General features: G+C 40.1%; 18 protein-coding genes. 3 read left to right on the forward strand and 15 right to left on the reverse strand.

The genetic code is table 11. The features are described from left to right. Window positions 1-94: 94 nt before the first annotated feature. The 7 genes from ftsX to AB3Y88_RS03100 form a co-directional block, all read right to left on the reverse strand. The gene (ftsX, locus tag AB3Y88_RS03070) at window positions 95-982 is read right to left on the reverse strand and encodes a permease-like cell division protein FtsX (RefSeq protein ID WP_056959623.1); all 888 of its coding nucleotides are present in this window, start codon (window positions 980-982) and stop codon (window positions 95-97) included. After that, window positions 963-1,661, reverse strand: coding sequence for a cell division ATP-binding protein FtsE (gene ftsE, locus AB3Y88_RS03075; RefSeq protein ID WP_056959625.1), 699 nt, complete (start codon window positions 1,659-1,661; stop codon window positions 963-965). The genes ftsX and ftsE overlap by 20 nt, the downstream gene beginning before the upstream one ends. Window positions 1,662-1,759: 98 nt before the next feature. Further along, window positions 1,760-2,879, reverse strand: a protein-coding gene (prfB, locus tag AB3Y88_RS03080) for a peptide chain release factor 2 (RefSeq protein ID WP_228887824.1) whose coding sequence is annotated in 2 segments (ribosomal slippage) — window positions 1,760-2,806 and window positions 2,808-2,879 — 1,119 coding nt in all. Because the reading frame shifts where the segments join, the coding sequence is not laid out codon by codon here. A gap of 98 nt (window positions 2,880-2,977) precedes the next feature. Continuing rightward, complete coding sequence (gene secA / locus AB3Y88_RS03085; protein WP_056959629.1) at window positions 2,978-5,341, reverse strand: preprotein translocase subunit SecA; 2,364 nt, start codon at window positions 5,339-5,341, stop codon at window positions 2,978-2,980. A gap of 221 nt (window positions 5,342-5,562) precedes the next feature. Beyond that, the gene (gene raiA, locus AB3Y88_RS03090; protein WP_228887825.1) at window positions 5,563-6,114 is read right to left on the reverse strand and encodes a ribosome hibernation-promoting factor, HPF/YfiA family; all 552 of its coding nucleotides are present in this window, start codon (window positions 6,112-6,114) and stop codon (window positions 5,563-5,565) included. 118 nt (window positions 6,115-6,232) lie between these two features. Continuing rightward, window positions 6,233-6,925, reverse strand: a complete 693-nt coding sequence (locus tag AB3Y88_RS03095) for a ComF family protein (RefSeq protein WP_056959633.1) — start codon at window positions 6,923-6,925, stop codon at window positions 6,233-6,235. Beyond that, window positions 6,888-8,270, reverse strand: coding sequence for a DEAD/DEAH box helicase (locus AB3Y88_RS03100; RefSeq protein WP_228887826.1), 1,383 nt, complete (start codon window positions 8,268-8,270; stop codon window positions 6,888-6,890). Before AB3Y88_RS03100 ends, AB3Y88_RS03095 begins: the two co-directional genes overlap by 38 nt. Window positions 8,271-8,321: 51 nt before the next feature. Here AB3Y88_RS03100 and AB3Y88_RS03105 point away from each other — a divergent pair, with 51 nt between their 5' ends. After that, on the forward strand, window positions 8,322-8,957 hold the full coding sequence (locus tag AB3Y88_RS03105) for a YigZ family protein (RefSeq protein WP_228887827.1): 636 nt from the start codon (window positions 8,322-8,324) through the stop codon (window positions 8,955-8,957). A gap of 286 nt (window positions 8,958-9,243) precedes the next feature. On the opposite strand, the gene AB3Y88_RS03110 is transcribed toward AB3Y88_RS03105, so the two are convergent. The 4 genes from AB3Y88_RS03110 to groES form a co-directional block, all read right to left on the reverse strand. Next, window positions 9,244-10,377 (reverse strand): glycosyltransferase family 4 protein, encoded by a 1,134-nt coding sequence (locus tag AB3Y88_RS03110; RefSeq protein WP_056959637.1) that lies wholly within the window; start codon window positions 10,375-10,377, stop codon window positions 9,244-9,246. Between the two features lie 138 nt (window positions 10,378-10,515). Further along, a complete protein-coding gene (locus AB3Y88_RS03115; protein WP_056959639.1) occupies window positions 10,516-12,345 on the reverse strand; it encodes an APC family permease in 1,830 nt (609 codons plus the stop codon). A 441-nt stretch (window positions 12,346-12,786) separates the two neighbouring features. Beyond that, window positions 12,787-14,415, reverse strand: coding sequence for a chaperonin GroEL (gene groL, locus AB3Y88_RS03120; RefSeq protein WP_261909399.1), 1,629 nt, complete (start codon window positions 14,413-14,415; stop codon window positions 12,787-12,789). A gap of 47 nt (window positions 14,416-14,462) precedes the next feature. Then, entirely contained in the window at window positions 14,463-14,747 is a 285-nt protein-coding gene (groES, locus tag AB3Y88_RS03125; protein WP_054757258.1) for a co-chaperone GroES, read from the reverse strand. Window positions 14,748-14,931: 184 nt separating this feature from the next. Here groES and AB3Y88_RS03130 point away from each other — a divergent pair, with 184 nt between their 5' ends. Next, on the forward strand, window positions 14,932-15,567 hold the full coding sequence (locus AB3Y88_RS03130) for a CPBP family intramembrane glutamic endopeptidase (RefSeq protein WP_228887829.1): 636 nt from the start codon (window positions 14,932-14,934) through the stop codon (window positions 15,565-15,567). 264 nt (window positions 15,568-15,831) lie between these two features. Here the strand turns inward: AB3Y88_RS03130 and AB3Y88_RS03135 are convergent, their stop codons facing one another. Then, window positions 15,832-16,485: a redox-sensing transcriptional repressor Rex gene (locus AB3Y88_RS03135; protein WP_228887830.1), complete on the reverse strand. Its 654-nt coding sequence runs from the start codon at window positions 16,483-16,485 to the stop codon at window positions 15,832-15,834. Between the two features lie 226 nt (window positions 16,486-16,711). Here AB3Y88_RS03135 and AB3Y88_RS03140 point away from each other — a divergent pair, with 226 nt between their 5' ends. Then, entirely contained in the window at window positions 16,712-18,652 is a 1,941-nt protein-coding gene (locus tag AB3Y88_RS03140; protein WP_056959649.1) for an ABC-F family ATP-binding cassette domain-containing protein, read from the forward strand. A 751-nt stretch (window positions 18,653-19,403) separates the two neighbouring features. Here AB3Y88_RS03140 and tsaD read toward each other — a convergent pair. The 3 genes from tsaD to tsaB are packed head-to-tail and all read right to left on the reverse strand — an operon-like array spanning window position 19,404 to window position 21,730. Beyond that, window positions 19,404-20,444: a tRNA (adenosine(37)-N6)-threonylcarbamoyltransferase complex transferase subunit TsaD gene (gene tsaD, locus AB3Y88_RS03145; protein ID WP_056959651.1), complete on the reverse strand. Its 1,041-nt coding sequence runs from the start codon at window positions 20,442-20,444 to the stop codon at window positions 19,404-19,406. After that, window positions 20,437-21,033, reverse strand: a complete 597-nt coding sequence (rimI, locus tag AB3Y88_RS03150; RefSeq protein ID WP_056959653.1) for a ribosomal protein S18-alanine N-acetyltransferase — start codon at window positions 21,031-21,033, stop codon at window positions 20,437-20,439. The genes tsaD and rimI overlap by 8 nt, the downstream gene beginning before the upstream one ends. Further along, on the reverse strand, window positions 21,008-21,730 hold the full coding sequence (gene tsaB, locus AB3Y88_RS03155; RefSeq protein WP_056959655.1) for a tRNA (adenosine(37)-N6)-threonylcarbamoyltransferase complex dimerization subunit type 1 TsaB: 723 nt from the start codon (window positions 21,728-21,730) through the stop codon (window positions 21,008-21,010). The genes rimI and tsaB overlap by 26 nt, the downstream gene beginning before the upstream one ends. Window positions 21,731-21,907: the final 177 nt, after the last annotated feature.

Consider the following 21,907-nt stretch of genomic DNA (forward strand, 5'->3'; position numbering starts at 1 on the left):
AAACCTAAGTTTTGGTCCAGCCCTATAACTAAATTAATAACCCGCACGCGACACTCCAGTTGTCATGGTAATGTCCATTTCTTTTGAAATGAAATTAAATTTTCAAAAAGCGGCGCATTGAAAAACCTGCTCCAAGCGCTCCAATAAAAATTCCAATTAAAATTAAGAGAGCGTCAATTTCAAGCAGAAAAGTCCCCGGAGTCAACAAGCGATAACTAGTACTTGCAAGTGCTTGGGAGAGCACCCGATGCGTCCACACGTATCCAAAGTTAACGATTACTAAAGGTATGACCGCGCCAAATAATCCTGTCCACGCTCCTTCAAGAATAAAAGGCCATCTGATAAAACTATTTGTCGCACCCACTAACCGCATAATAGAAATCTCATTTTGGCGCGAAAGAATGGTAATTCGAATCGTATTTGAAATTAGGAACACCGCTACAAACAGCAGCAATAAGCTGATACCTAAGCCCCATTTTTGAATATTATCAACAATTGCAAACATCTTCTTAGCAGAAGTTCCGCCGTATTTTGCATCATAGACAAAACTCATTTTCTTTGCCTGTTGCGCTACCCGTACGGTTTGCTGTGGCTTTTTTGCTTGGACTATGAAAACATCATACAACGGATTGCCGTCGCCACCAAAAAGCTTGAAGCCTTTGCCGTAGCTCTTTACTACCTTGCTTAATTCATTTTCTTTACTTGAAAACGTTATTTTTTTAACTTCAGCTAGTTTCTCAAGTTTATTTTTCAATTTAGTTTGTTGTGCTTGTGTTGTCCCACGATTAATCAGCACCCGCACCTGCACATCATTTTCAACATCAGCCGCAATCTTGTTCACGTTCATTAAAACTGACAACAGCACTCCGACTAGAAGCAAAGTCACGGTGACCGCACTAAAAGCTGCTACGGACATCCACCCATTGCGTTTCAGGCTTTTAAAACTTTCAATGAGATGTCGTTTAAAAGTTGCTAGCTTCATCTTGGAAAAATCTCCCTTCGTCCTGATCGCGAATCACGCGTCCACCTTCAATTTCAATCACGCGGTGTCGGTATTCGTTCACTAAGTGGCTGTTGTGAGTAGCCATTACCACTGTTGTACCTTGCTGATTAATCCTTTCAAGGATTTCCATAATGCCTGCAGCTGTTTCGGGATCAAGATTACCCGTTGGTTCGTCTGCAATCAAAATTTTGGGCTCATTTGCAATTGCGCGGGCAATTGCAACACGCTGCTGTTCTCCACCTGAAAGTTCGTTGGGAAATGCTGGCGCCTTGGAAGCCAATTTAACCAATCCCAAAACATGCTCAACTCTCGCCTTAATTGCAGCAGGCTGTTTTTCAATTACCTGTAGTGCATATGCAACATTTTCAAAGATTGTGAGTTTGGGTAACAATTTAAAGTCCTGAAAAACAACCCCTAACTCTCTGCGTAAGAAGGGAACCTTGCTATTTTTGATTTCTTCTAGCTGATAATCATTGACCTTAATCTGCCCAGATGTCGGTTTTTCTTCCCGATACATCATTTTGATAAAAGTCGATTTTCCTGCTCCACTTGGTCCGATCACATACACGAACTCTCCTTGTTGGATCTTAATATTAAAGTCGTTAACAGCAACAACCTGATTTGCATACTTCTTAAAAACATGTTTGAACTCTATCAAAAGGACTTTCCCCCCCATATTCGGCTACGCACCCAGATATTATATCATTAATAAAAAGAGTGATATTACAATCATATTACGTTTAAGTTTCAATTACCTTATTGGGGGTTTTCTTTTTGAAGTTCAAACTGCAAGTAAGCATTTATAAAACCATCAAGGTCACCATCCATCACTGCCTGAGTGTTACCTGTCTCGTAATCTGTTCGATGATCCTTGACCAAAGAATAAGGATGAAAAACATAGGAGCGAATCTGAGAACCCCAACCAATTTCAAGTTGCTTTCCTTGAATCTGCGCTCGTTTTTTCTCTTGTTCTTCTAACTTCAGCTCATAAAGGCGCGAACGCAGCATACTTTCTGCCGTTGCTCTGTTTTGAAATTGCGAACGCTGAGCTTGACTGGAAACCACAATTCCGGTCGGTTCGTGAATCAGACGCACCGCGGAAGAAGTCTTATTGATGTGCTGTCCCCCAGCTCCACTTGCACGGAAAACCTCCATCCGAATCTCTTCAGGCCGTAGTTCGACCTCAACGTCATCTGCAAGTTCCGGCATGACATTTACTGATGCAAATGAGGTGTGTCTTCTGCCAGCAGCATCAAACGGTGAGATCCGTACCAGCCGGTGAACACCCTTTTCGCTTCGCAAATAACCATACGCATTTTCTCCCTTAATTCGCAATGAAACGCTCTTAATCCCTGCTTCATCGCCATCTTGGTAGTCAAGCAGCTCCACCTCAAAGGCATGCTGCTGAGCCCAGCGATCATACATGCGCAACAGCATGGCTCCCCAATCCTGCGACTCTGTGCCGCCAGCCCCAGGATGAATCTCTAGCAGTGCATTATTTTTATCATATTTGCCATTAAGCAGTAATTCTAACTGATAGCTATTCATCTTTTTCTGAACTATTGCAATTTTATTGTCAAGTTCCGTCAATAATTCTTGGTCACTTGGATCGCTTTGCAAAAGTTCAAAGAGCACTTCAATATCGTCCACTGCATTAGCTAGCAGCTTGAAGTTATCATATTTTGTTTTTAACAGATTATTTTCCGCGATAACTTTTTGAGCACTCTGTTGATCGCTCCAAAAATCAGGAGCAGCCATCTGCTCTTCATTTTCAGAAATTTTTTCATTCAGACTATCTAAGTCAAAGAGACCCCCTAAAGTCAGCGACTTGTTTTTTCATTTTTTCAATAATCTTTTTGTATTCCCCATTATCCATCAGTTATCTATCCTTTCTAGTTGTTTAATTCAAGAGGGAATCTCAGTACGTTTAGTTACCGCATACTAAGATTCCCTCTTCTCTTTTATTATTTTTGTTTAACGTTTGATATCTTGTCGAATTTCTGCTTTCAAGAAGAGCCGCGTCACATCATATTCAATGTCACCCACCATTTGTTCAAACATTCTAAAACCGTCTGTTTGGTATTCTACTAATGGATTCAACTGACCATAACCACGCAATCCAATTGATTGTCGCAGCTGATCCATCTCATCAATATGATCAGTCCAACGTGAATCAACCACACGCAAAACAACAACTTTTTCAAACTCTAACATTTGAGATGCATCGTAAAGTTGCTTTTCTTTGAGGGCATAATTAGCTTCTGCTCGATCTACTAAATATGCCACAATTGCATCTGGATCTTTGCCTTGGAGGTCAGACAAAGTAATACTATCTTCATTAACCATCGCCGCAACTGCAAAATCAAGGATTGCCTGCAAATTCCAGTCTTTTTGTTCACCTTGAGTGTGCATTTGGACAATATGTGCGACTGTGCGCTTGATCATCTGCATAATTACTGGCTTAAGTGATTCATCTTCCATGATTACTTGTTGTCTTTGTGCATAAATAACTTCACGCTGTTCACGCATAACATCGTCATATTGCAAAACTTGCTTACGAGTATCATAGTTATTTCCTTCAACTCGTTTTTGCGCTGATTCAACTTGACGCGAAATCATTTTGCTTTGAATTACAGCATCTTCATCAGCCACTTTGAACCTTTCAAGAATCGCTTTCACCCGCTCAGAACCAAAACGTAGCATCAGATCATCTTCTAGTGAAAGATAAAATTGTGTCAGTCCTGGATCTCCTTGACGGCCAGAGCGTCCACGCAGCTGATTATCAATCCGGCGTGACTCATGCCGCTCAGTTCCGATAACAGCCAAGCCTCCGACTTCACGAACACCAGGTCCAAGCTTGATATCTGTTCCACGCCCAGCCATGTTGGTCGCAATTGTAACTGCACCACGTTGTCCAGCATTCATAATAATTTCGGCTTCTTTTGCATGATTTTTAGCATTCAAAACTGCATGTGGAATCCCAGCTTGATCAAGCAATTGCGCAAGCAGTTCAGAAGTTTCAACTGCAACTGTCCCCACCAAAATTGGTTGTCCCTTTTCATGACGTTCCCGAATATCGTTGATCACTGCCTTAAACTTGCTTTTTAGCGTTGGATACAACAAATCAGGCCGATCTTCGCGAATTACTGGTTTATTGGTCGGAATCGAAATAACTTCCATGTTATAGATCTCGCGGAATTCTTCCTGCTCAGTCTTCGCCGTCCCAGTCATTCCGGCAATTTTTTTGTACATCCGGAAAAAGTTCTGATAAGTGATATTTGCCATTGTTTTGGTTTCTTGTTGAATCTCAACATGCTCTTTTGCTTCAATGGCTTGATGTAAACCATCTGAATAACGACGGCCTTCCATGATTCGACCGGTAAACTGATCAACAATTAAAACCTCACCGTTTGAAACCACATAATCTTTATCGCGCAACATGATGAAGTTAGCCCGTAAAGCATTGTCCAAATGATGTGTCAAGGCCGTATTATCAGGATCATATAAATTTTCTAATCCAAAATATTTTTCAGCCTTTTTAATCCCTTCTTCAGTTAAAGAAACTGTTTTGGATTCAAGGTCAATCTTATAATCTGCTTTTTCAGTCAACGTTTTGGCAAAACGATCTGTTCTCGTATAAAGAGTAGTTGATTGTTCTGCTTGCCCTGAAATAATCAATGGTGTTCGTGCTTCATCAATTAAAATCGAATCAACTTCATCAACAATCACAAAATTCAAAGGACGCTGCACCATATCTTCGCGATAAACTACCATATTGTCGCGCAGATAATCAAAGCCTAATTCACTATTAGTGGAATAAGTAATATCTGAGTTGTAGGCTTCTCTTTTTTCATCTGGGGTTTTACCTGAAATATTGAGACCAACAGTCAGTCCCAGCCAAGTATATAGTTCACCCATTTCTTTAGCATCACGACTTGAAAGGTATTCATTAACTGTTACAACGTGCACACCTTCGCCCGCTAAAGCATTTAGATAAACCGGCATCGTTGCCGTCAAAGTTTTACCTTCACCTGTTTTCATCTCAGCAATATTGCCTTCGTGCAAAACAATTCCACCATAAATCTGGACACGAAACGGATACAACCCCAAAACACGTTTTGCACCTTCACGAACGACCGCAAATGCTTCTGGCAAAAGATCATCCAGCGTTGCTCCGTCTTGATATTTGTTTTTTAATTCTGGTGTCTTAGCTTTCAATTCAGCATCGCTTAGTGCTTCCATATCATCAGCATAAGCTTCAACTTTATCTGCTATTTTTCCTAAACGCTTTAATTCGCGCTTATCACTTTCAACCCATTTTCTTAGGACATTGGCCATGTCAGATTTCCTTTCTCAAAAAAACATTAAATCTCATTCAAATTCATTATAACTTTATCAATTTCAGCAAAACAGTATACCATGTTGTATTTTATCATCTTTTAAAGTATTTTGAAACAACTTCTAACTATTCATAAGTGACACAAAAACAGGCTTAATCCGATCAATGGATAGCCTGTCATAAAAAACATATTTTATCTCTGTCTATTCTTAGTGCTTTGCTACTTCTCGCTTGCCTCTATTAAGCCATAGCGTCCGTCTTTTCGCCGATAAACAATATTAGTTGCGCTTGTTTCTGCATCTTCATAAATAAAGAAGTCATGTCCAAGCATATCCATCTGTAAAACAGCTTCTTCACTATCCATTGGCTTCAATGAGAAGTGCTTTGTGCGTACGATATCAAATTTATTTTCATCATTTGCCTTGGTATTTTGTTCATCATTAAACTGAAATTCTTTGAAGCCTTTTTCACGTGATTTACGATTTATCTTAGTTTTATACTTCCTAATCTGTCGTTCCAGTTTATCAGTAACCAAATCGACACTCGCGTACATATCGGGTGAAGTCTCCTCTGCGCGTAGTACTAAATAAGGAAGTGGAATTGTAACTTCGACCTTAGCAGTCTTATCCGAGTAAACCTTCAAGTTTACATGCGCAATTGAATCGGAAGTATTCTCGAAATACTTTTCGAGTTTGTTAAGCTTTTTCTGGACGTAATTCCTAATAGCCTCCGTCACTTCGATGTTTTCCCCGCGGATATTGTAATTTAGCATAACAAACCTCTCCTTTCACAACTAAACACTGCATTTAACATGCAGGATAGACCACTTATGATCTATCAACGTTTATTATATTATAAAAGAAAACGTTACAATTAACAAATAATATTATCTATCTCGCTAATGTAACTGCCCGAATTTGTGCAACTCCCGCCGCTTTTAGCACCGCCCTTGCATGATACAACGTTCGCCCCGTCGTATAAATGTCATCCACTAAGACCACCTTTGCCCCTGATAACCTGCTTTGATCTTGAGAAGTAATTGCAAATGGCTGTGGCGTCTGCAACCGTGCCCTTCGCTTTAACAATGACTGCTGTTTTTTGCTTTTTATCTTGCTGTAAATCACTTTGTGTAAAGTAACGTTTTCAAAAAGTCCCTCAACTTGATTAAAACAGCGTTTAGTAGCTGTTTCTGCTGTAACTGGAATTGGAACAAAAAGCCACCCTTGGCGGTAACGCTGCCGCAAAAAACGTGCCAATTCTCTTTTAAAGAGTATGCGCAAGTAATAGTCGCCTGCAAATTTAAACTGTTCAAAATATTTTTTCATTGCATCATTATAGCGATAGAGGGCTCTATTATAAAGTAATTCTGATATTCCGGTCTGCAACCACCGTTGACAATCTGTACAGTAGTTAACATATGTTCCTTCCCTCCCGCAACCGGTGCAAATCTTTTCTTTAAGCGGTGTAAATGCACTTTGACAAAGCTGACAAAGCAGCGCATCACTTTCGGACTGCAGTGAAAAAAGCCAAGCAAAGCTAAACGGTTCATATTTTCTTCTTTGGCAAAGCAGACAGCATTTCATTTTTCATCCTCCGTCCTTTTCTATTCACAAAAGCAATTTGCTTACAAGCTGCTTTGATTTCAGTATTTTGCATTGTACAAATAAAATAAACATCTCCTGTTGGACACGCACGGCTTCGTCCTACACGCCCAGCAATTTGGACTAGCACTGACTGCATAAAGATCTCATCATCTGCTCCTAAAACCACTACATTAAGCCGGGGAAACGTGACCCCGCGCTCTAAAATCGTTGTGGTAACGAGAAAATGATACTCACCTAGACGCATTTTAGCGACTTTCGCACTTCTTTGTACATCGCTTGCATGAACCGTGGTTCCTTGAATTTTGGATGGTAAAACCCGGCAAATTGCACGATAAACGGGTGCCAGTAAAGTTATTCGTGGAACAAAAACTAAGAAAGGTTTTTGCTGCTTTATCCAGGTTAAGAGAATTCGTTTGAGACGTGCAGGAACTTCGCCCTTAGCAATTTTTTTCTTCCATGCCATTTCGCAAAAAACTTGCGGTTGTGGTAACAAGTATCCATGATAACGCAATGGGAGATACCCAAAAGCTAATCTTCCTTTGTGAACCTGCCGCAAAAGTTGTTTCGTTGGAGTTGCCGTGAGCAAAAGCAATGTACTGTTCTTTTTTCTGGCTGTTTGCACAGCATATGAAAGCCAAGCATTGTTTCTAAAAGGAAAAGCATCTACTTCGTCAACAATCAGCACATCAAATGCAGCTACAAACCGAATCAATTGGTGGGTAGTACATATCACAAGTTGTGTATACCGATATTTTTGCTGTTGTTGTCCATGAAGCAGTACAAGCGAAATCTGGGAAAAAGCGCTCATTAATCGTGGATAAAGCTCATTGCACACATCTATTCGCGGAGAAGCCAGACAAACGCGTTTTCCCTGGGCAAAAGCACGCGCCAGTGCTGGAAAGAGAATTTCTGTCTTTCCGGCACCCGTGACCGCCCACAGTAAGAAGGTTTCTTGCTGGTCAATAGTTTGCAACAGACGCTTAGCAGCTTTTTGCTGGTAAGGTGAAAGCTGTCCCTCCCATGTTAAAATCTGCTTAGGTGGTTCAAAAAAGTTCGGTTCACTGATAGTGTATAATGTATCTAGACTTGTCAGCCGTCCGAAGTTCAGACACCGGGGACAATAATACTGCCCATGCGGCAGCAGCGCCCGTTTTTTGCCGGTTTTTTGTCCACAACGTCTACACCTTATTTTTCCAGCACTAACTTCAAGAGCTGGTTGTGCAATAATTTTCAGCTCGTTTGCTTGTATAGGTGTAAAACCATTTCTACCGGTCAACCACCTGCCAAATAATTCATTATATGCATTTGTTTTAGACGCAGTCACGCTGATCCTCCCCCTTTCCATTATTAAAATACGTAAAAAGAAGGAATTTGATTGAAAACATATCTTACCGTTAAAAATCAGCATCAGACTGAATTATTAATTAAAAAATCAACTTTTATCTGCAGTGTGTCGCGCACAGAATCAGAAGAACAAGCTACCCAGTTTATCACACAAGTTAAGGCATCCCACGCAAAAGCCACCCATAATTGCTTTGCTTATCTGCTGGGGATGCAAAATGAAATCCAGCGTTCAAGTGATAATGGCGAACCTTCTGGGACTGCCGGACATCCCATTTTAGAAGTTTTGAAAAAAAACAATTTACGCAATGTGACTGCTGTGGTTACCCGTTACTTTGGGGGAATTAAACTAGGTACTGGCGGCTTGATTCGCGCATATAGCCAAGCTACCAGCCAAGCACTTACCGCAGAAACAATCGTTATCTGTCAACCGCAGCAAATTCTTGAGCTCGAAATTGCTTACCCTCAACTGGGAAAACTGCAACATTTCCTTGAATCAGAAGCGATTTCACTCATTAACACTGAGTATCTTGTGAGTGTCACTCTAACTGTAGCCGTTCCTCAAGAAAATGCCACTCAATTTGAAAAAAAGGTAATTGAGCTCCTTAATAACGCAGTTAAAATTAAAAAAGGGCAGCTCCGCTATCGTGAGCTGCCTTATCACGCATAAGAGGGGCTGTGACAAAATTTAACTTTTGTCACAGTCCCTCTTTATTCGGATAAACGTGTTCCATAAGTCAAAATTCTCCGTCTAACTTCGAATTACTCATAGCAAAGTACTCGCTATGTTCGTAATTCGAGTTAGCACTCAAATTTTCCCGACTTATGTCACACTCTCTTTTATTTTTGACCTAAAGTATTAATTAGCACATTTCAAATATTCGGTTTTGAGCCCCAGACACAACTTTCTAATAGTCAAACCTAACAACCCAAATTCTCCTAAAATTTGAATGTGTTTATTTTTTTTTCTTGTTTTTTTCTTGTTTACGTTTCTTTTCAGCTGCCAACAATTCCTGCTTTTTTTCTCCCACAATCTTGCTGATCCAATTCAGTAGCGGTTTACGTTGAGAACCTACAAGTCCAATCGACTCCACAAAAAGCTCAAGCCCAAACAAAGTCGCAACTGTCAGTAAAACTGACCCCAACACATTGGAGATCGGATACAGTAAGGAAATACACGAAAAGATTAACGCAATTCCATAAATTACTAAGACGGTTTGGGTATGCGATAATCCCATTTCCATCAAACGATGATGTAAGTGATGCTTATCAGCCTGAGAAATTGGCTTCTTATTCAAAAAGCGCCTTAGAATTGCATATACTGTGTCTGTAATTGGAACACCAAGAATAATCACAGGAATTACAATCGTAATAAAGGTCGCATTTTTAAGCCCGTACAGCGAAAAAACTGAAATCATAAATCCAATAAATAACGCACCAGTATCTCCTAAATAGATGCTAGCCGGATGAAAATTAAATGGCAGGAAGCCAAGTAAGGCAGCCACCAGCGTGAAGATCCAAATTGAAACAAATGTACTCGTTACATTTAAAAAGAAAAAGCCAGTTAATCCACTGGTAAAGAGCGCGATAATCGAGACACCGGTTGCTAAACCATCTAACCCGTCGATTAAATTAACAGCGTTAGTAATTGCTAGAATCCACAATAATGTGATTGGTAAACTCAATAATCCAAGATTGAGCGTGCCCAAAAAAGGGAGCGTGAGTGTCGTCATTCTGACTTTCGCAAAGAAAAAAACGATCAGTCCAGCTAACGTGATCCCTGACAATTTCTGCTTAGGAGTTAGTTCAAAGACATCATCTAGAACCCCCGTTGCAATCACAACACACTCAGCAATAAAAAGGGTCCAGAGCTGGTGTGCGGGATACTGTTGCTTCATTAAAAAAAAACATGAGATGTTAAACGCCACAAAAATCGCCAAACCACCCATTGTTGGCATTGGGATCTTATTGACGCGTCTCGCATTGGGACTATCGACCGCTCCAATCTTAACCGCCAATTTGCGAACTAATGGCGTTAAGAGAAAGGATAAAACCATTGTCACAAATAAAGACGCAACAATTCTATACATACGCCGTCCTCTTTCTTTTAGTAATCATCCAAAGAAGAGCTTAAAACTTTAGATCATTTCTGCACTAATTGGTATTTATTATACCATAAATCCTAGCTACTTTTGTATCGAGATTTAATCACACTGCTTAGAAACTAACTACTTTTTCAGATGATAACTATAAGTTGCAACAATGATATTCTCGCGCGAGTTCAATGCAGCCCGTAAACGCAGACTTGTCTGATTATGCAAAATGTTTTGCCACGGCTTTCGTGGTACAAACTGTGGTACCAAAACAGTCGTCGTAAAATTCTTTTGTGCAGAATTTTTTGCCATTACATCACAAAAACGCAGCACAGGTGCTGGTACCGAACGATATGAAGAATGGAGATCAACAAACCGCACATCTGGAAATGATTCCTTAAATTCTTTGGCCGTTTCATGCTCTTTCTTCGGATTCTCATCGAACGACACGTGCATTGCAATTACATAGTCGCCAATTGAACGTGCATAATTAATTGCCCCTGTCGTAACATGCGTCACTGAACTGACAAGTACAATTACCGTTGATCCAGCATAATCATGCAGTTCTGCCTCTTCACTTAAACGCAACTGTGCAGCAACAATTCCGTAATGTTCATGAATTTTATAAAATGCATAGAGCAACACCGGCATTATCAATAAATAAGGCCAGACGGTATCAAAATGCAGCAAAAAGAGAAATACGACTAGCAAAAAAGAAATCACAGTCCCTAACAAGTTGACCAGCGAATTGAGAATCCAATTGCGATCACGAGTTCGGAACCAGTGAATAATCATCCCAGATTGCGACAACGTAAACGGAACGAAGACGCCGACCGCATACAGCGGAATCAATCTGCTGGTTTGTCCATGAAAAATTGAAATCAAAACAATTGCACCCACTGCTAATGAGATAATCCCATTTGAATATGCAAGCCGGTCCCCTCGATCCATAAACATATGCGGCATGAACTTATCCTTTGCCAAATTATATGCCAAAATGGGAAACGCCGAAAAACCAGTGTTAGCTGCTACAGCCAGAATCATCGCTGTTGCTAATTGCAGCAAATAATATAAAATTCCATGACCAAAGACTGCCATCCCAATCTGAGACAACACCGTTTCATCATTGTTAGGCATCACACCCAAATAATAGCTTAGAAAAGTTACAGACGCAAAGAATAATCCTAACAAAACTGCCATCAAAGCGAGTGTGTTGGCAGCATTCTTGCGTTTTGGTTTTTTAAAGTTAGGCACTGCGTTACTGATTGCTTCAACACCGGTTAGGGAAGAAGAACCTGCCGAAAAAGCCTTTAGAAATAATAGCAATGACATTCCAGGAACAAAACTGCCAACCGGTGCTGCGGCATTATATTGCACTCTACCAGTTGCAATATTAAACAATCCCCAACTGATCATCATCACTAACATGACAATGAATAAATAAACCGGAACTGTGAGAAATGATGCAGATTCACGCATTCCGCGTAAATTCAATGTCATGATAAATAAAACGATGACAATTGAAATGGCAACACTATATTCCCGTAAAAAAGGAACCGCAGAGGTGATTGCTTCTGTTCCAGATGTTACTGATACAGCAACAGTCAGCATATAATCAACCAACAATGAACCGCCTGCAACCAAGCCTGTCCCTGTCCCCCAGTTCTTAGTTGCCACAACATAGGCTCCACCCCCTGAAGGATAGGCATGAATAATCTGGCGATAAGACATCGTAATCGCAAACAGGAGAATAAGTACAATCCCAGCCGCTGGGAGTGCGTACCACGTAGCTGCTGCGGATAGCACCACCAAAACAGCTGTGATTTGCTCAGTTCCATAAGCAACAGATGACAAAGCATCCGAAGAAAGCAAGGCTAGAGCTTTAAATTTTGTTAGTTGCTGTCCACCCTCATCTGTTGTCTTTAACGGTTTGCCAATCAGCAACCGTTTCAAATAACGCCACATTTTTCAATTTCTCCTTTGTGTACATAATACGTATAATAAATCCTTGTTCTAAAAAATAAATAAAGGAGATGAGCTGCTCACTTTCTTCGCAAGCCCAGTCCTTATTAAATCAATTTATCACATTTCATTTAGAGTTGCACCCCCTTTTGTCAAACCTTCAGTACACTAATCAAAAATACGCATAAAAAAGAGGTAAGTTTGACTATCGGTGCAAATTAATTTGCAGCTTATAAAATAAAAGCGGGGCTGTGACAAAATTTAACTTTTGTCACAGCCCCGCTTTTATTCCGATAAACGTGTTCCATAAGTCAAAATCCTCCGTCTAACTTCGAATTACTCATAGCAAAGTACTCGCTATGTTCGTAATTTCGAGTTAGCACTCAAATTTTCCCGACTTATGTCACACTCTCTATTTGACCATCTTTTAGTAAGTGGCTTAAATTACATCATACCGCCCATGCCAGCACCTGGTGCAGGAGCTGCTGGAGCTTGTTTTTCAGGTTCTGGAACTTCAGCTACAACTGCTTCTGTTGTCAACAACAAAGCTGAAACACTCGCAGCGTTTTGAAGTGCTGAACGTGTTACCTTTGTAGGATCAACAATTCCAGCTGCAACCATATCTACCCAGTTATTAGCAGCCGCATTGTAACCTACACCTGGCTTTTGTGACTTTAATTTTTCGACAATCACTGAGCCTTCAAGCCCTGCATTTTCAGCAATTTGCCGCACTGGTTCTTCTAACGCGCGCTTAACAATGTTAACACCAGTTGCAACATCGCCAGTTTCCTTGATCGAAGCAACTTGGCTGATTACGTTTACCAAGGCTGTTCCACCACCAGGAACAAAGCCTTCTTCGACAGCAGCACGTGTAGCGTTCAAGGCATCTTCAATCCGATATTTGCGTTCTTTAAGTTCTGTTTCAGTTGCAGCACCAACTTTAATAACTGCAACACCACCAGCTAACTTAGCCAAACGTTCTTGCAACTTCTCGCGATCAAAATCTGAAGTTGTCTCGGCAATTTGTTTCTTGATGGTATTTACTCTTTCAGCAATCGCTGCTTTATCTCCAGCGCCTTCTACAATAGTAGTCTTTTCTTTTGTAACTGTGATCTTACCTGCAGAACCCAATTGTTCGATCTTGGTGTCCTTCAATTGTAAGCCAAGGTCATCAGTAATAACTGTTGCACCTGTCAAGGTTGCAATGTCTTGCAGCATTTCTTTACGACGATCACCAAAACCAGGAGCCTTTACTGCGACGACATTAAACGTGCCACGAATCTTGTTCAAAACAAGTGTTGGTAAAGCCTCGCCATCAACATCATCTGCAATAATCAGTAAAGGACGACCTTGTTCAACGATTGATTGTAACAAGTTCAAGACTTCTTGAATGTTAGAAATCTTCTTATCTGTTACCAAAACATAAGGATTGTCAAGATCTGCTTCCATCTTATCATTATCTGTCACCATGTACTGTGAAAGATAACCACGATCAAACTGCATTCCTTCTACGACGTCTAATGAAGTATCGATTCCCTTTGATTCTTCAATCGTGATAACGCCATCATTGCCAACTTTTTCCATTGCATCAGCAATTAATTTGCCAGTTTCTTCATTTGAAGAGGAAATTGCAGCAACTTGCGCAATATCACTCTTGGATTCGACTTTATGCGACATTTCATGTAAAGCATCGACAGCTTTTTTGGTTGCCAATTCAATCCCACGGCGAATACCTACAGGGTTAGCACCAGCTGTCACATTCTTCATTCCTTCAGTTACAATTGCCTGTGTTAAAACTGTTGCAGTTGTTGTACCATCACCAGCAATATCATTTGTCTTTGAAGCAACTTCTGAAACAAGTTTAGCACCCATATTTTCAAAATGATCCTCAAGTTCAATCGCCTTAGCAATTGTCACACCATCATTTGTGATCGTAGGAGAACCGTAAGACTGTTCCAATACAACGTTTCTTCCCTTTGGCCCAAGTGTTGATTTGACAGTATTAGCTAGTTGGTCTACACCAGCAAGCATCTTTGAACGCGCATCTTCTGAAAACTTAATTTCTTTTGCCATTAATTATTCACCTCATAATTAGAATAGTTCAATAAGTAAAAAGAGCATTAGTCTACGATTGCAACAATATCTTTCTCATGGACAACCAAATACGGCTTTTCATCGTATTTGACCTCTGTGCCAGCATACTTGTCAAACAAAACGGTTTCGCCTACTTTGACTGACAATCCAACCTTCTCACCATTGTCTAAGACACGGCCGCTTCCGACTGCGACAATTTTGCCTGTTTGTGGTTTTTCTTTCGCATTATTTGCGATTACAATTCCACCAACAGTCTGTTCTTCTTCTTTCTGAACTTCTAAAATAACTCGATCTCCTAAAGGCTTAAGCACTATCTATCCCTCCAATATTGTTATGCTTTTAGCACTCTATATCTCTAAGTGCTAACCACATTTATTACTATAATCAATTTACAAATTAATTGCAAGAGTTTTGTCACTCTTATGTTGCAAGTGCTAAGCGCTAGTTTTTTTATGTTATACTGACTACAAGAAGCTTTTGATAGGAGTATCGTCAATGGAAATTAAAAAAAATTCGTTTGGATTACTGCTTACATATGCTACCGTGATGTTGTTCCCAAGTATCCTTTTTTTAATTGTTAAAAATAATACACTTTTATTTTATGCAACCTTGTGTTGCAGTTTACTTGGAGTAGCTACCATGTTTCATCTTAATAAAAAAAATGCCTACAAAAACAACTTGGAAAAGAAAACAACGACCGTTTTTAGCAGCTTACTTTGGGGTATTGGCGGTGCTATTGTTGCCCTTGTCTTACAGCACTTTTCTTTAATCGTTGAAACGGGTATTTTAGGTCAGTCAGTTTCATCGCAAAATACGGCGGAAGCACTTGCAATTATGCGCCGGTACCCTTTTTATCTCGTCTATCTTGTTGGGGCTGCCCCCTTGATGGAAGAATTTGTGTTTCGTAAAGTACTTTTTGGCAATTTAGGCACATTAATTCCTCCCATTGGAGCTGCGCTGATCTCAAGTATTCTTTTCAGTATTGCACATGCTGATGGCCATTTTTTAACCTATGCGCTACTTGGATTATTTTTTTGTTATCTCTACCGTAAAACCGGCAGATTGTTGACGTCCATGACTGCTCACATTCTGATGAACGCGATCATAATCGTCTTGCAATTTGTAATTTGACACCTTCAAAATCATGTAAGTAGCATAGATTCTGAGACCCTTACAAAACACAAAAAGCTAAGGGACTGGCCAAAATTAATGCTTGGTCCAGTCCCTTAGCTTTATCTGAGAAGCTACGAATCAACGTACTTAGCTGGTTTTAGTCACAACTAACCTAGTAATCAGGTGACCGTACATGCACTTACTTTATTAGGCTTTAGCTTGTAACATGCGACAACATGTACAAGTAACTGCCCTTCTCAGTCTGCGCAATATGTAACTAGGCTACTCAGCAGGTGTTTCATCATCCTTGCCAAATTTATCAAGGAAATAAATCAATGTTTGCAATTCATTAGTCAGATCAACATTTTGAACTCTGACAGAATTCGGAACCGTTATTCTCAGTGGTGTAAAATTCAGGATACCTTTTATCCCAACTTCTACTAATTCATTAGTAACTTCTTGGGCAACATTTGAGGGTACAGTCAAAATGACAATTTCAATTTGCTGGACAGTCAACTGCTCCTTCATGTCGTTCATATGATAGATTGGAACACCACTTTGGATTGTCCCAGTGATATCTTCATTGATATCAAATGCTGCACTGATTCTGACGTTGTTGCTCTGATGGAAATTATAATTCAATAAAGCATGTCCCAAGTTACCTACTCCAATTAAGGCAACATTGGTCAACTTATCTTGTTTCAATGTTTTTCTAAAAAAAGCAAGCAGACTTTCTACTTCATAGCCGTAACCGCGCTTCCCCAAAGCACCAAAATAGGAAAAATCACGACGAATAGTCGCTGAATCGACTTTGACTGCGTCAGCAAGTTCAGTAGAGGAAACTCTTTGTTTGCCAGCATCAGCCAAAAAATGAAGATAGCGGTAATAAATAGGCAGTCTCTTTGCCGTTGCGTGTGGAATCTTCGATGTTGCCATTGCACTGCTCCTTTCATAAACAATAAAAAGATTTTCATAATTGTAGTATAGCACAAATTTGTGAAAACAATTATTAGTCAACTTCACAAGTGAGTAGCTTGTGCACTACTTTTTACCGTGACTATGCTACACTAAATTATGTTTTCGTGCAATAAAGAATGTTTCAAGCTACTTTGCTCAATCGGACTTTTACTTAATCAATTTTTAAAGAGGTGGAGAAACAACCATGATTTTATTACAGGTACAACAGGTCGCACGCTTTTTTGGAAGTGACGTCCTCTTTGAACATGTTAATCTGGACGTCCAGGAAAATGCGCGCATCGCACTTGTAGGTCACAACGGTGTGGGAAAATCGACGCTTGTGAAAATGATTGTCGGACAACAAAGTCCTGATCAAGGACAAATTAGTAAAAATAAGGGGCTCACACTGGGATATCTTGCACAAGATACTGGTTTAGAAACTTCAAATACAATTTATGCTGAAATGTTGACAGTCTTTAAAAATTTACGTCACATGGAAAATGAGCTCCATCAAATCGAAGCAGAAATTGCTGCAACTGCGACTAGCACAAAAAGTGCTGCTTATCAGCACCTACTAAAGAAGTATGATCAACTCCAACATGACTTCAAAGAAGCCAACGGGTATGGTTATGAATCCGAAATTCGCTCTGTCTTGCATGGTTTTCATTTTTTTGAAGAAGATTATAAGCGCCAGGTTGCAACTCTTTCTGGTGGACAGAAAACACGTTTGGCGCTAGCAAAGCTCTTACTCGAAAAAAGGGATTTACTAATTCTGGATGAACCTACCAATCACTTGGACATTGAGACTTTGAGTTGGCTTGAAAATTATCTGCAAACTTATTCAGGTGCCCTGTTGCTCATCTCACATGACCGCTATTTTCTTGATAAAGTGGCGCATGAAGTCTATGAACTAACGCCTACTGGAACAGAACATTATCCAGGAAATTACTCGGCTTACATTGATGAAAAAAAAGCGCGTTACCAACAACAACTCAAACAGTATGAAAAACAGCAAGTAGAAATTGAAAAATTAGAGGACTTCGTTGCACGTAATATTGTCCGTGCTTCTACTACTAAACGTGCACAAAGCCGGCGCAAACAGCTTGAAAAAATAACACGCCTTGAAAAACCTACACTTGCAGCCAAGGGACCCCGTTTTCAATTCACGCCTGCCAGGCAAAGCGGCAACTTAGTGTTAAATGTCACCGCTGCATACATTGGTTACAATTCACAACCACTCGCGGGCCCGATTAACCTTGATCTCAGAAAGCACCAACTAATGGCAATTATTGGACCAAATGGAGTGGGAAAATCCACTCTTCTTAAAAGCCTTCTTGGAAAAATCCAATTACTTTCTGGTGAGGTTCGTTTTGGTACAAATGTAGATGTCGGTTACTACGACCAAGAATTAAAAAGACTGCACTCCAGCAAAACCGTACTTCAGGAGTTATGGGACGATCATCCTACAACTCCTGAAGGCGAAATTCGTTCAATTTTAGGTAGCTTCCTTTTTTCAGGCGACGATGTGAAAAAATTGGTTCATAATCTTTCTGGTGGCGAGAAGGCGCGTTTACTGCTTACAAAATTGGCTTTTGAGCACGATAATTTTTTGATTTTCGATGAACCTACCAACCACCTAGACATCGAAAGCAAAGAAGTTCTAGAAGAAGCACTGCAAAACTTTGATGGAACCGTCCTCTTTATTTCTCATGATCGTTATTTTATCAACAAACTTGCCAGTTCAATTCTTGAGTTATCATCTGCCGGCAGCAAATTATACTTAGGTGATTACGATTATTACCTAGATAAAAAAGAAGAGGAACAAGCACTGGCAGATGACCAGGCAGTCCCCAGCACTGCTTTGGGAAAACAAACTGTAAAAGAAACTCAGCAAAATTATCTCCAAAGCAAAGAGCTGCAAAAAAAGAAACGCAAACTCACACGTGAAATCGCGCTGCTCGAACAAGAACTCGAAGACAAGGCTACAGAAATTGAACAGATCCAGACCCAGATGACTCTGCCTGAAAACTATAAAGATCCTGCTAAAAGTAAAACCTTGCAACAACAACTAAAAAAAGCCCAAGATATTCAGGACCAATTGGAACAGCAGTGGGAGCATAAAAGTCTGGAAAATGAAGAGCTCTAACTTAATTAAACTCGCAGTTCTCTTGTTGCTGACTATTCCAACGGATTTAGTAAAAATACTTTAAACTAAAAGATGCAGTTTAAAACTCTGATTAAATTCAGTTTTTTGAATTGGATCCTTTTTATTTACACCCCAAAAACAATTTTCAGATTCATGCACACTTGGCGGCATCAATAGACAGCTTTAGCTTTCTAAATCAAGCATCTGTTGGCCCCTTAACCCGCTTGTGTAAACTGTTACAAAAATTTTAGTGCACTTTAATCATGCTAGACTAAAGGGGCTGTGACAAAATTTAACTTTTGTCACAGCCCCTCTTTTATTCTGGATAAACGTGTTCCATAAGTCAAAATTCTCCGTCTAACTTCAAATTATTCATAGCAAAGTACTCGCTATGTTCGTAGTTTCGAGTTAGTACTCAAATTTTCCCGACTTATGTCACACTCTCTTTTTTATTCTGGATAAACGTGTTCCATAAGTCAAAATCCTCCGTCTAACTTCGAATTACTCATAGCAAAGTATTCGCTATGTTCGTAATTTCGAGTTAGTACTCAAATTTTCCCGACTCATGTCACACTCTCTTTTTTATTCCGGATAAACGTGTTCCATAAGTCAAAATCCTCCGTCTAACTTCGAATTACTCATAGCAAAGTATTCGCTATGTTCGTAATTTCGAGTTAGTACTCAAATTTTCCCGACTTATGTCACACTCTCTTAAGGATCTTCTACGCTATTAGTTCTAGATAGTTGCGTCCTATTTCAATGCACCTTTTACCCATGGGAACTCAAGACTCGGTTCTGCGTTAAGGTCAAGTTGAGCTCTAACATCATTTTTCCAAGCCACATAACCTGCAGCTCCAATCATTGCAGCATTGTCACCGCAAAGAGTAAGTGGAGCCTTCACAAATTCAACTTCATCTAAGCGCGTCAAACGTTGTGCGAGCGCCTGCCGTAATCCCCGATTAGCTGCCACCCCGCCTGCAAGAATTAACTGTTTCACTGGAAAAGCGTGCAACGCCCTAATTGTCTTAGCGACTAGCACATCGATTACACTTTGTTGGAAACTCGCAGCTAAATCATTTTTGTTAAGTTCTTCTCCAACTTGTTGTGCATGATGAACTGTGTTAATAAATGCACTTTTTAGCCCGCTGAAACTAAAATCATAATTTTCTTCATGCAACATTGCTCGTGGAAATTTGAAGGAATCTTTTCCTGCGTGTGCTAGTGCGTCAATCTCCTTACCCGCAGGATATGATAGTCCCAGCACCCGACCGATCTTATCATAAGCTTCCCCCGCAGCGTCATCACGCGTTTCTCCCACGATCTCGTAACGATTAGGTTCAGGTAAATAAACAAGTTCAGTATGACCTCCGGAAACAAGCAGTGCCATCGCTGGAAATTCAAGCGGAGTAACGAAACGTGCTGCATAGATATGACCCGCCATATGATTAACTGGAATCAACGGCAAATTATGTGCAAAAGCAACAGCCTTTGCTGCCGCAACACCAACTAAAAGCGCACCAACTAACCCTGGTCCATATGTTACAGCCACTGCATCAAGTTCCTCATAGGTAACTGCAGCCTCAGCAAGAGCATCTTGCAAACAAAGTGTAATTTGTTCTATGTGATGTCGGCTAGCCACTTCCGGCACGACGCCGCCAAAACGTTTATGACTCTTTATTTGGGTAGCAACTACGTTTGCAAGAATTTTCTCCCCGTTTTCTACAACTGCTACACTGGTTTCATCGCAGCTGGTTTCAAAAGCCAAGATCAGTTCTCTTTTAAGACTATTCATTTTCTTTACTTTCCCTTTTTTCTTTTTTGATCACATACTTCATATTGATTGCGTCTTCTCGATTTGATTGATAATAATTTTTCGTTAACCCATTATTTTTGAATCCTAATGCAGCATAGAGCCTCTGTGCACGAACATTGCTTAGACGCGCCTCTAAAGTAATTGTTTTAAAAGAATGCTGTGCTGCATATGCAATCATTTTTTTCAATAAAAAACTGCCTAGGCCACGTTCCTGAAATAAAGGCATAACAGCCACATTTGTAATATGAACGTCCTTACTCCTAACTGCAAAGGTCCCACCAATAAAAGCTACCAACTGATCATTGTAGCGCAAAATAAAATATATTTTATGCGCCTGATCCTGCAACTCGCTCTCAAAGACTGTCGGATCCCAGGAGGCATCTTGTGGATAAACCTGTCGTTGAAGTGCATACATTTCAGGAATGTCAGGGACTAGTGCCCTGCAAAGCAAATAATTTTCACCATTAATCTCAACCCGCAGATTAGCAAATTCTAATTCATCTTTTTTGATTCGATGCTTTTGCAGCCAAAGCTGCATTTTCTTAAATTTTTTCAACAAGCGGTCCATCTAAAGTCCCCTGATGTTTTTTCTTCCACTGTGCTTCTGCTTGTGTTAAACGCAGATATTTTGGAATAAAATTTTGAATTTCTGCTGGTTTTTGACGCAAAGCTAATAATCCAAGAATGTACGCTTGAGGATAATTCAACTCAGGATGTGCAAAACTAACTTGTTGCGGCTTGAATGCATGTTTAAACTGCTGTGCAAATTGTTGACTATCATTCCCCACAAAAACGATATGGGGATATTTTTGTAACTTTAGACATAATTCACTCAGTCCAAGATGGCGATCAGCAACCAAGGATGTTAGAATCCCTTCTTTTTCTTGATAAATTCCAGCAAAAACATTTCCCCGCCGTGCATCAAAAAGAGGAACAATCACCGTTTCCGCAACATGCACTGCTCCTGCTAAAACTGCTAAGCTTGAAATTCCTACCAACTCTTTATTCAGAGTAAAAGCAAGTGTCTTAGCTGTTGTGACCCCAATTCTAAGACCTGTGTACGAACCTGGTCCCTGAGCAACTGCAATTCGATCAATCTCTGTAGGTTCAAGCGCAACACTTTTCAAAAGTGCAGCAATTTGTGGCATCAAAGCTACACTGTGATTCTTAGAATGATTTGTTGTCATCGTCGCCAATAACCGCTCATCTTCAAGTAGCGCTAAGCTTAACGGCTGATTCGAAGTATCAATGGCTAATATTTTCATTTCTTTAATTCCGCTCCAATTCTTAGTCCGATTCCAACAATAATACTACCACATTTGGGTTAAGAATGCGCCCGTATTTTAAAGAGAAGTCCCCCTAACCTCCACGAGTTAAGTCTTGCGTTACAAAGTAAATCGGATTCAAAGTTACGCCTAATGCGAGCCTAATTATCCAAAATT

It is taken from the genome of Liquorilactobacillus satsumensis (assembly GCF_964065465.1).
In the GTDB taxonomy this organism is placed as follows: domain Bacteria; phylum Bacillota; class Bacilli; order Lactobacillales; family Lactobacillaceae; genus Liquorilactobacillus; species Liquorilactobacillus satsumensis.

What these genes read in the sequence shown, in the direction of transcription:
- ftsX (WP_056959623.1), bottom strand. Translation starts at nt 982, where the DNA reads ATGAAGCTAGCAACTTTTAAACGACATCTCATTGAAAGTTTTAAAAGC.
- secA (WP_056959629.1), bottom strand. Translation starts at nt 5,341, where the DNA reads ATGGCCAATGTCCTAAGAAAATGGGTTGAAAGTGATAAGCGCGAATTA.
- raiA (WP_228887825.1), bottom strand. Translation starts at nt 6,114, where the DNA reads ATGCTAAATTACAATATCCGCGGGGAAAACATCGAAGTGACGGAGGCT.
- AB3Y88_RS03095 (WP_056959633.1), bottom strand. Translation starts at nt 6,925, where the DNA reads ATGAAATGCTGTCTGCTTTGCCAAAGAAGAAAATATGAACCGTTTAGC.
- AB3Y88_RS03110 (WP_056959637.1), bottom strand. Translation starts at nt 10,377, where the DNA reads ATGTATAGAATTGTTGCGTCTTTATTTGTGACAATGGTTTTATCCTTT.
- AB3Y88_RS03115 (WP_056959639.1), bottom strand. Translation starts at nt 12,345, where the DNA reads ATGTGGCGTTATTTGAAACGGTTGCTGATTGGCAAACCGTTAAAGACA.
- groL (WP_261909399.1), bottom strand. Translation starts at nt 14,415, where the DNA reads ATGGCAAAAGAAATTAAGTTTTCAGAAGATGCGCGTTCAAAGATGCTT.
- AB3Y88_RS03130 (WP_228887829.1), top strand. Translation starts at nt 14,932, where the DNA reads ATGGAAATTAAAAAAAATTCGTTTGGATTACTGCTTACATATGCTACC.
- AB3Y88_RS03135 (WP_228887830.1), bottom strand. Translation starts at nt 16,485, where the DNA reads ATGGCAACATCGAAGATTCCACACGCAACGGCAAAGAGACTGCCTATT.
- AB3Y88_RS03140 (WP_056959649.1), top strand. Translation starts at nt 16,712, where the DNA reads ATGATTTTATTACAGGTACAACAGGTCGCACGCTTTTTTGGAAGTGAC.
- tsaD (WP_056959651.1), bottom strand. Translation starts at nt 20,444, where the DNA reads ATGAATAGTCTTAAAAGAGAACTGATCTTGGCTTTTGAAACCAGCTGC.
- rimI (WP_056959653.1), bottom strand. Translation starts at nt 21,033, where the DNA reads ATGGACCGCTTGTTGAAAAAATTTAAGAAAATGCAGCTTTGGCTGCAA.
- tsaB (WP_056959655.1), bottom strand. Translation starts at nt 21,730, where the DNA reads ATGAAAATATTAGCCATTGATACTTCGAATCAGCCGTTAAGCTTAGCG.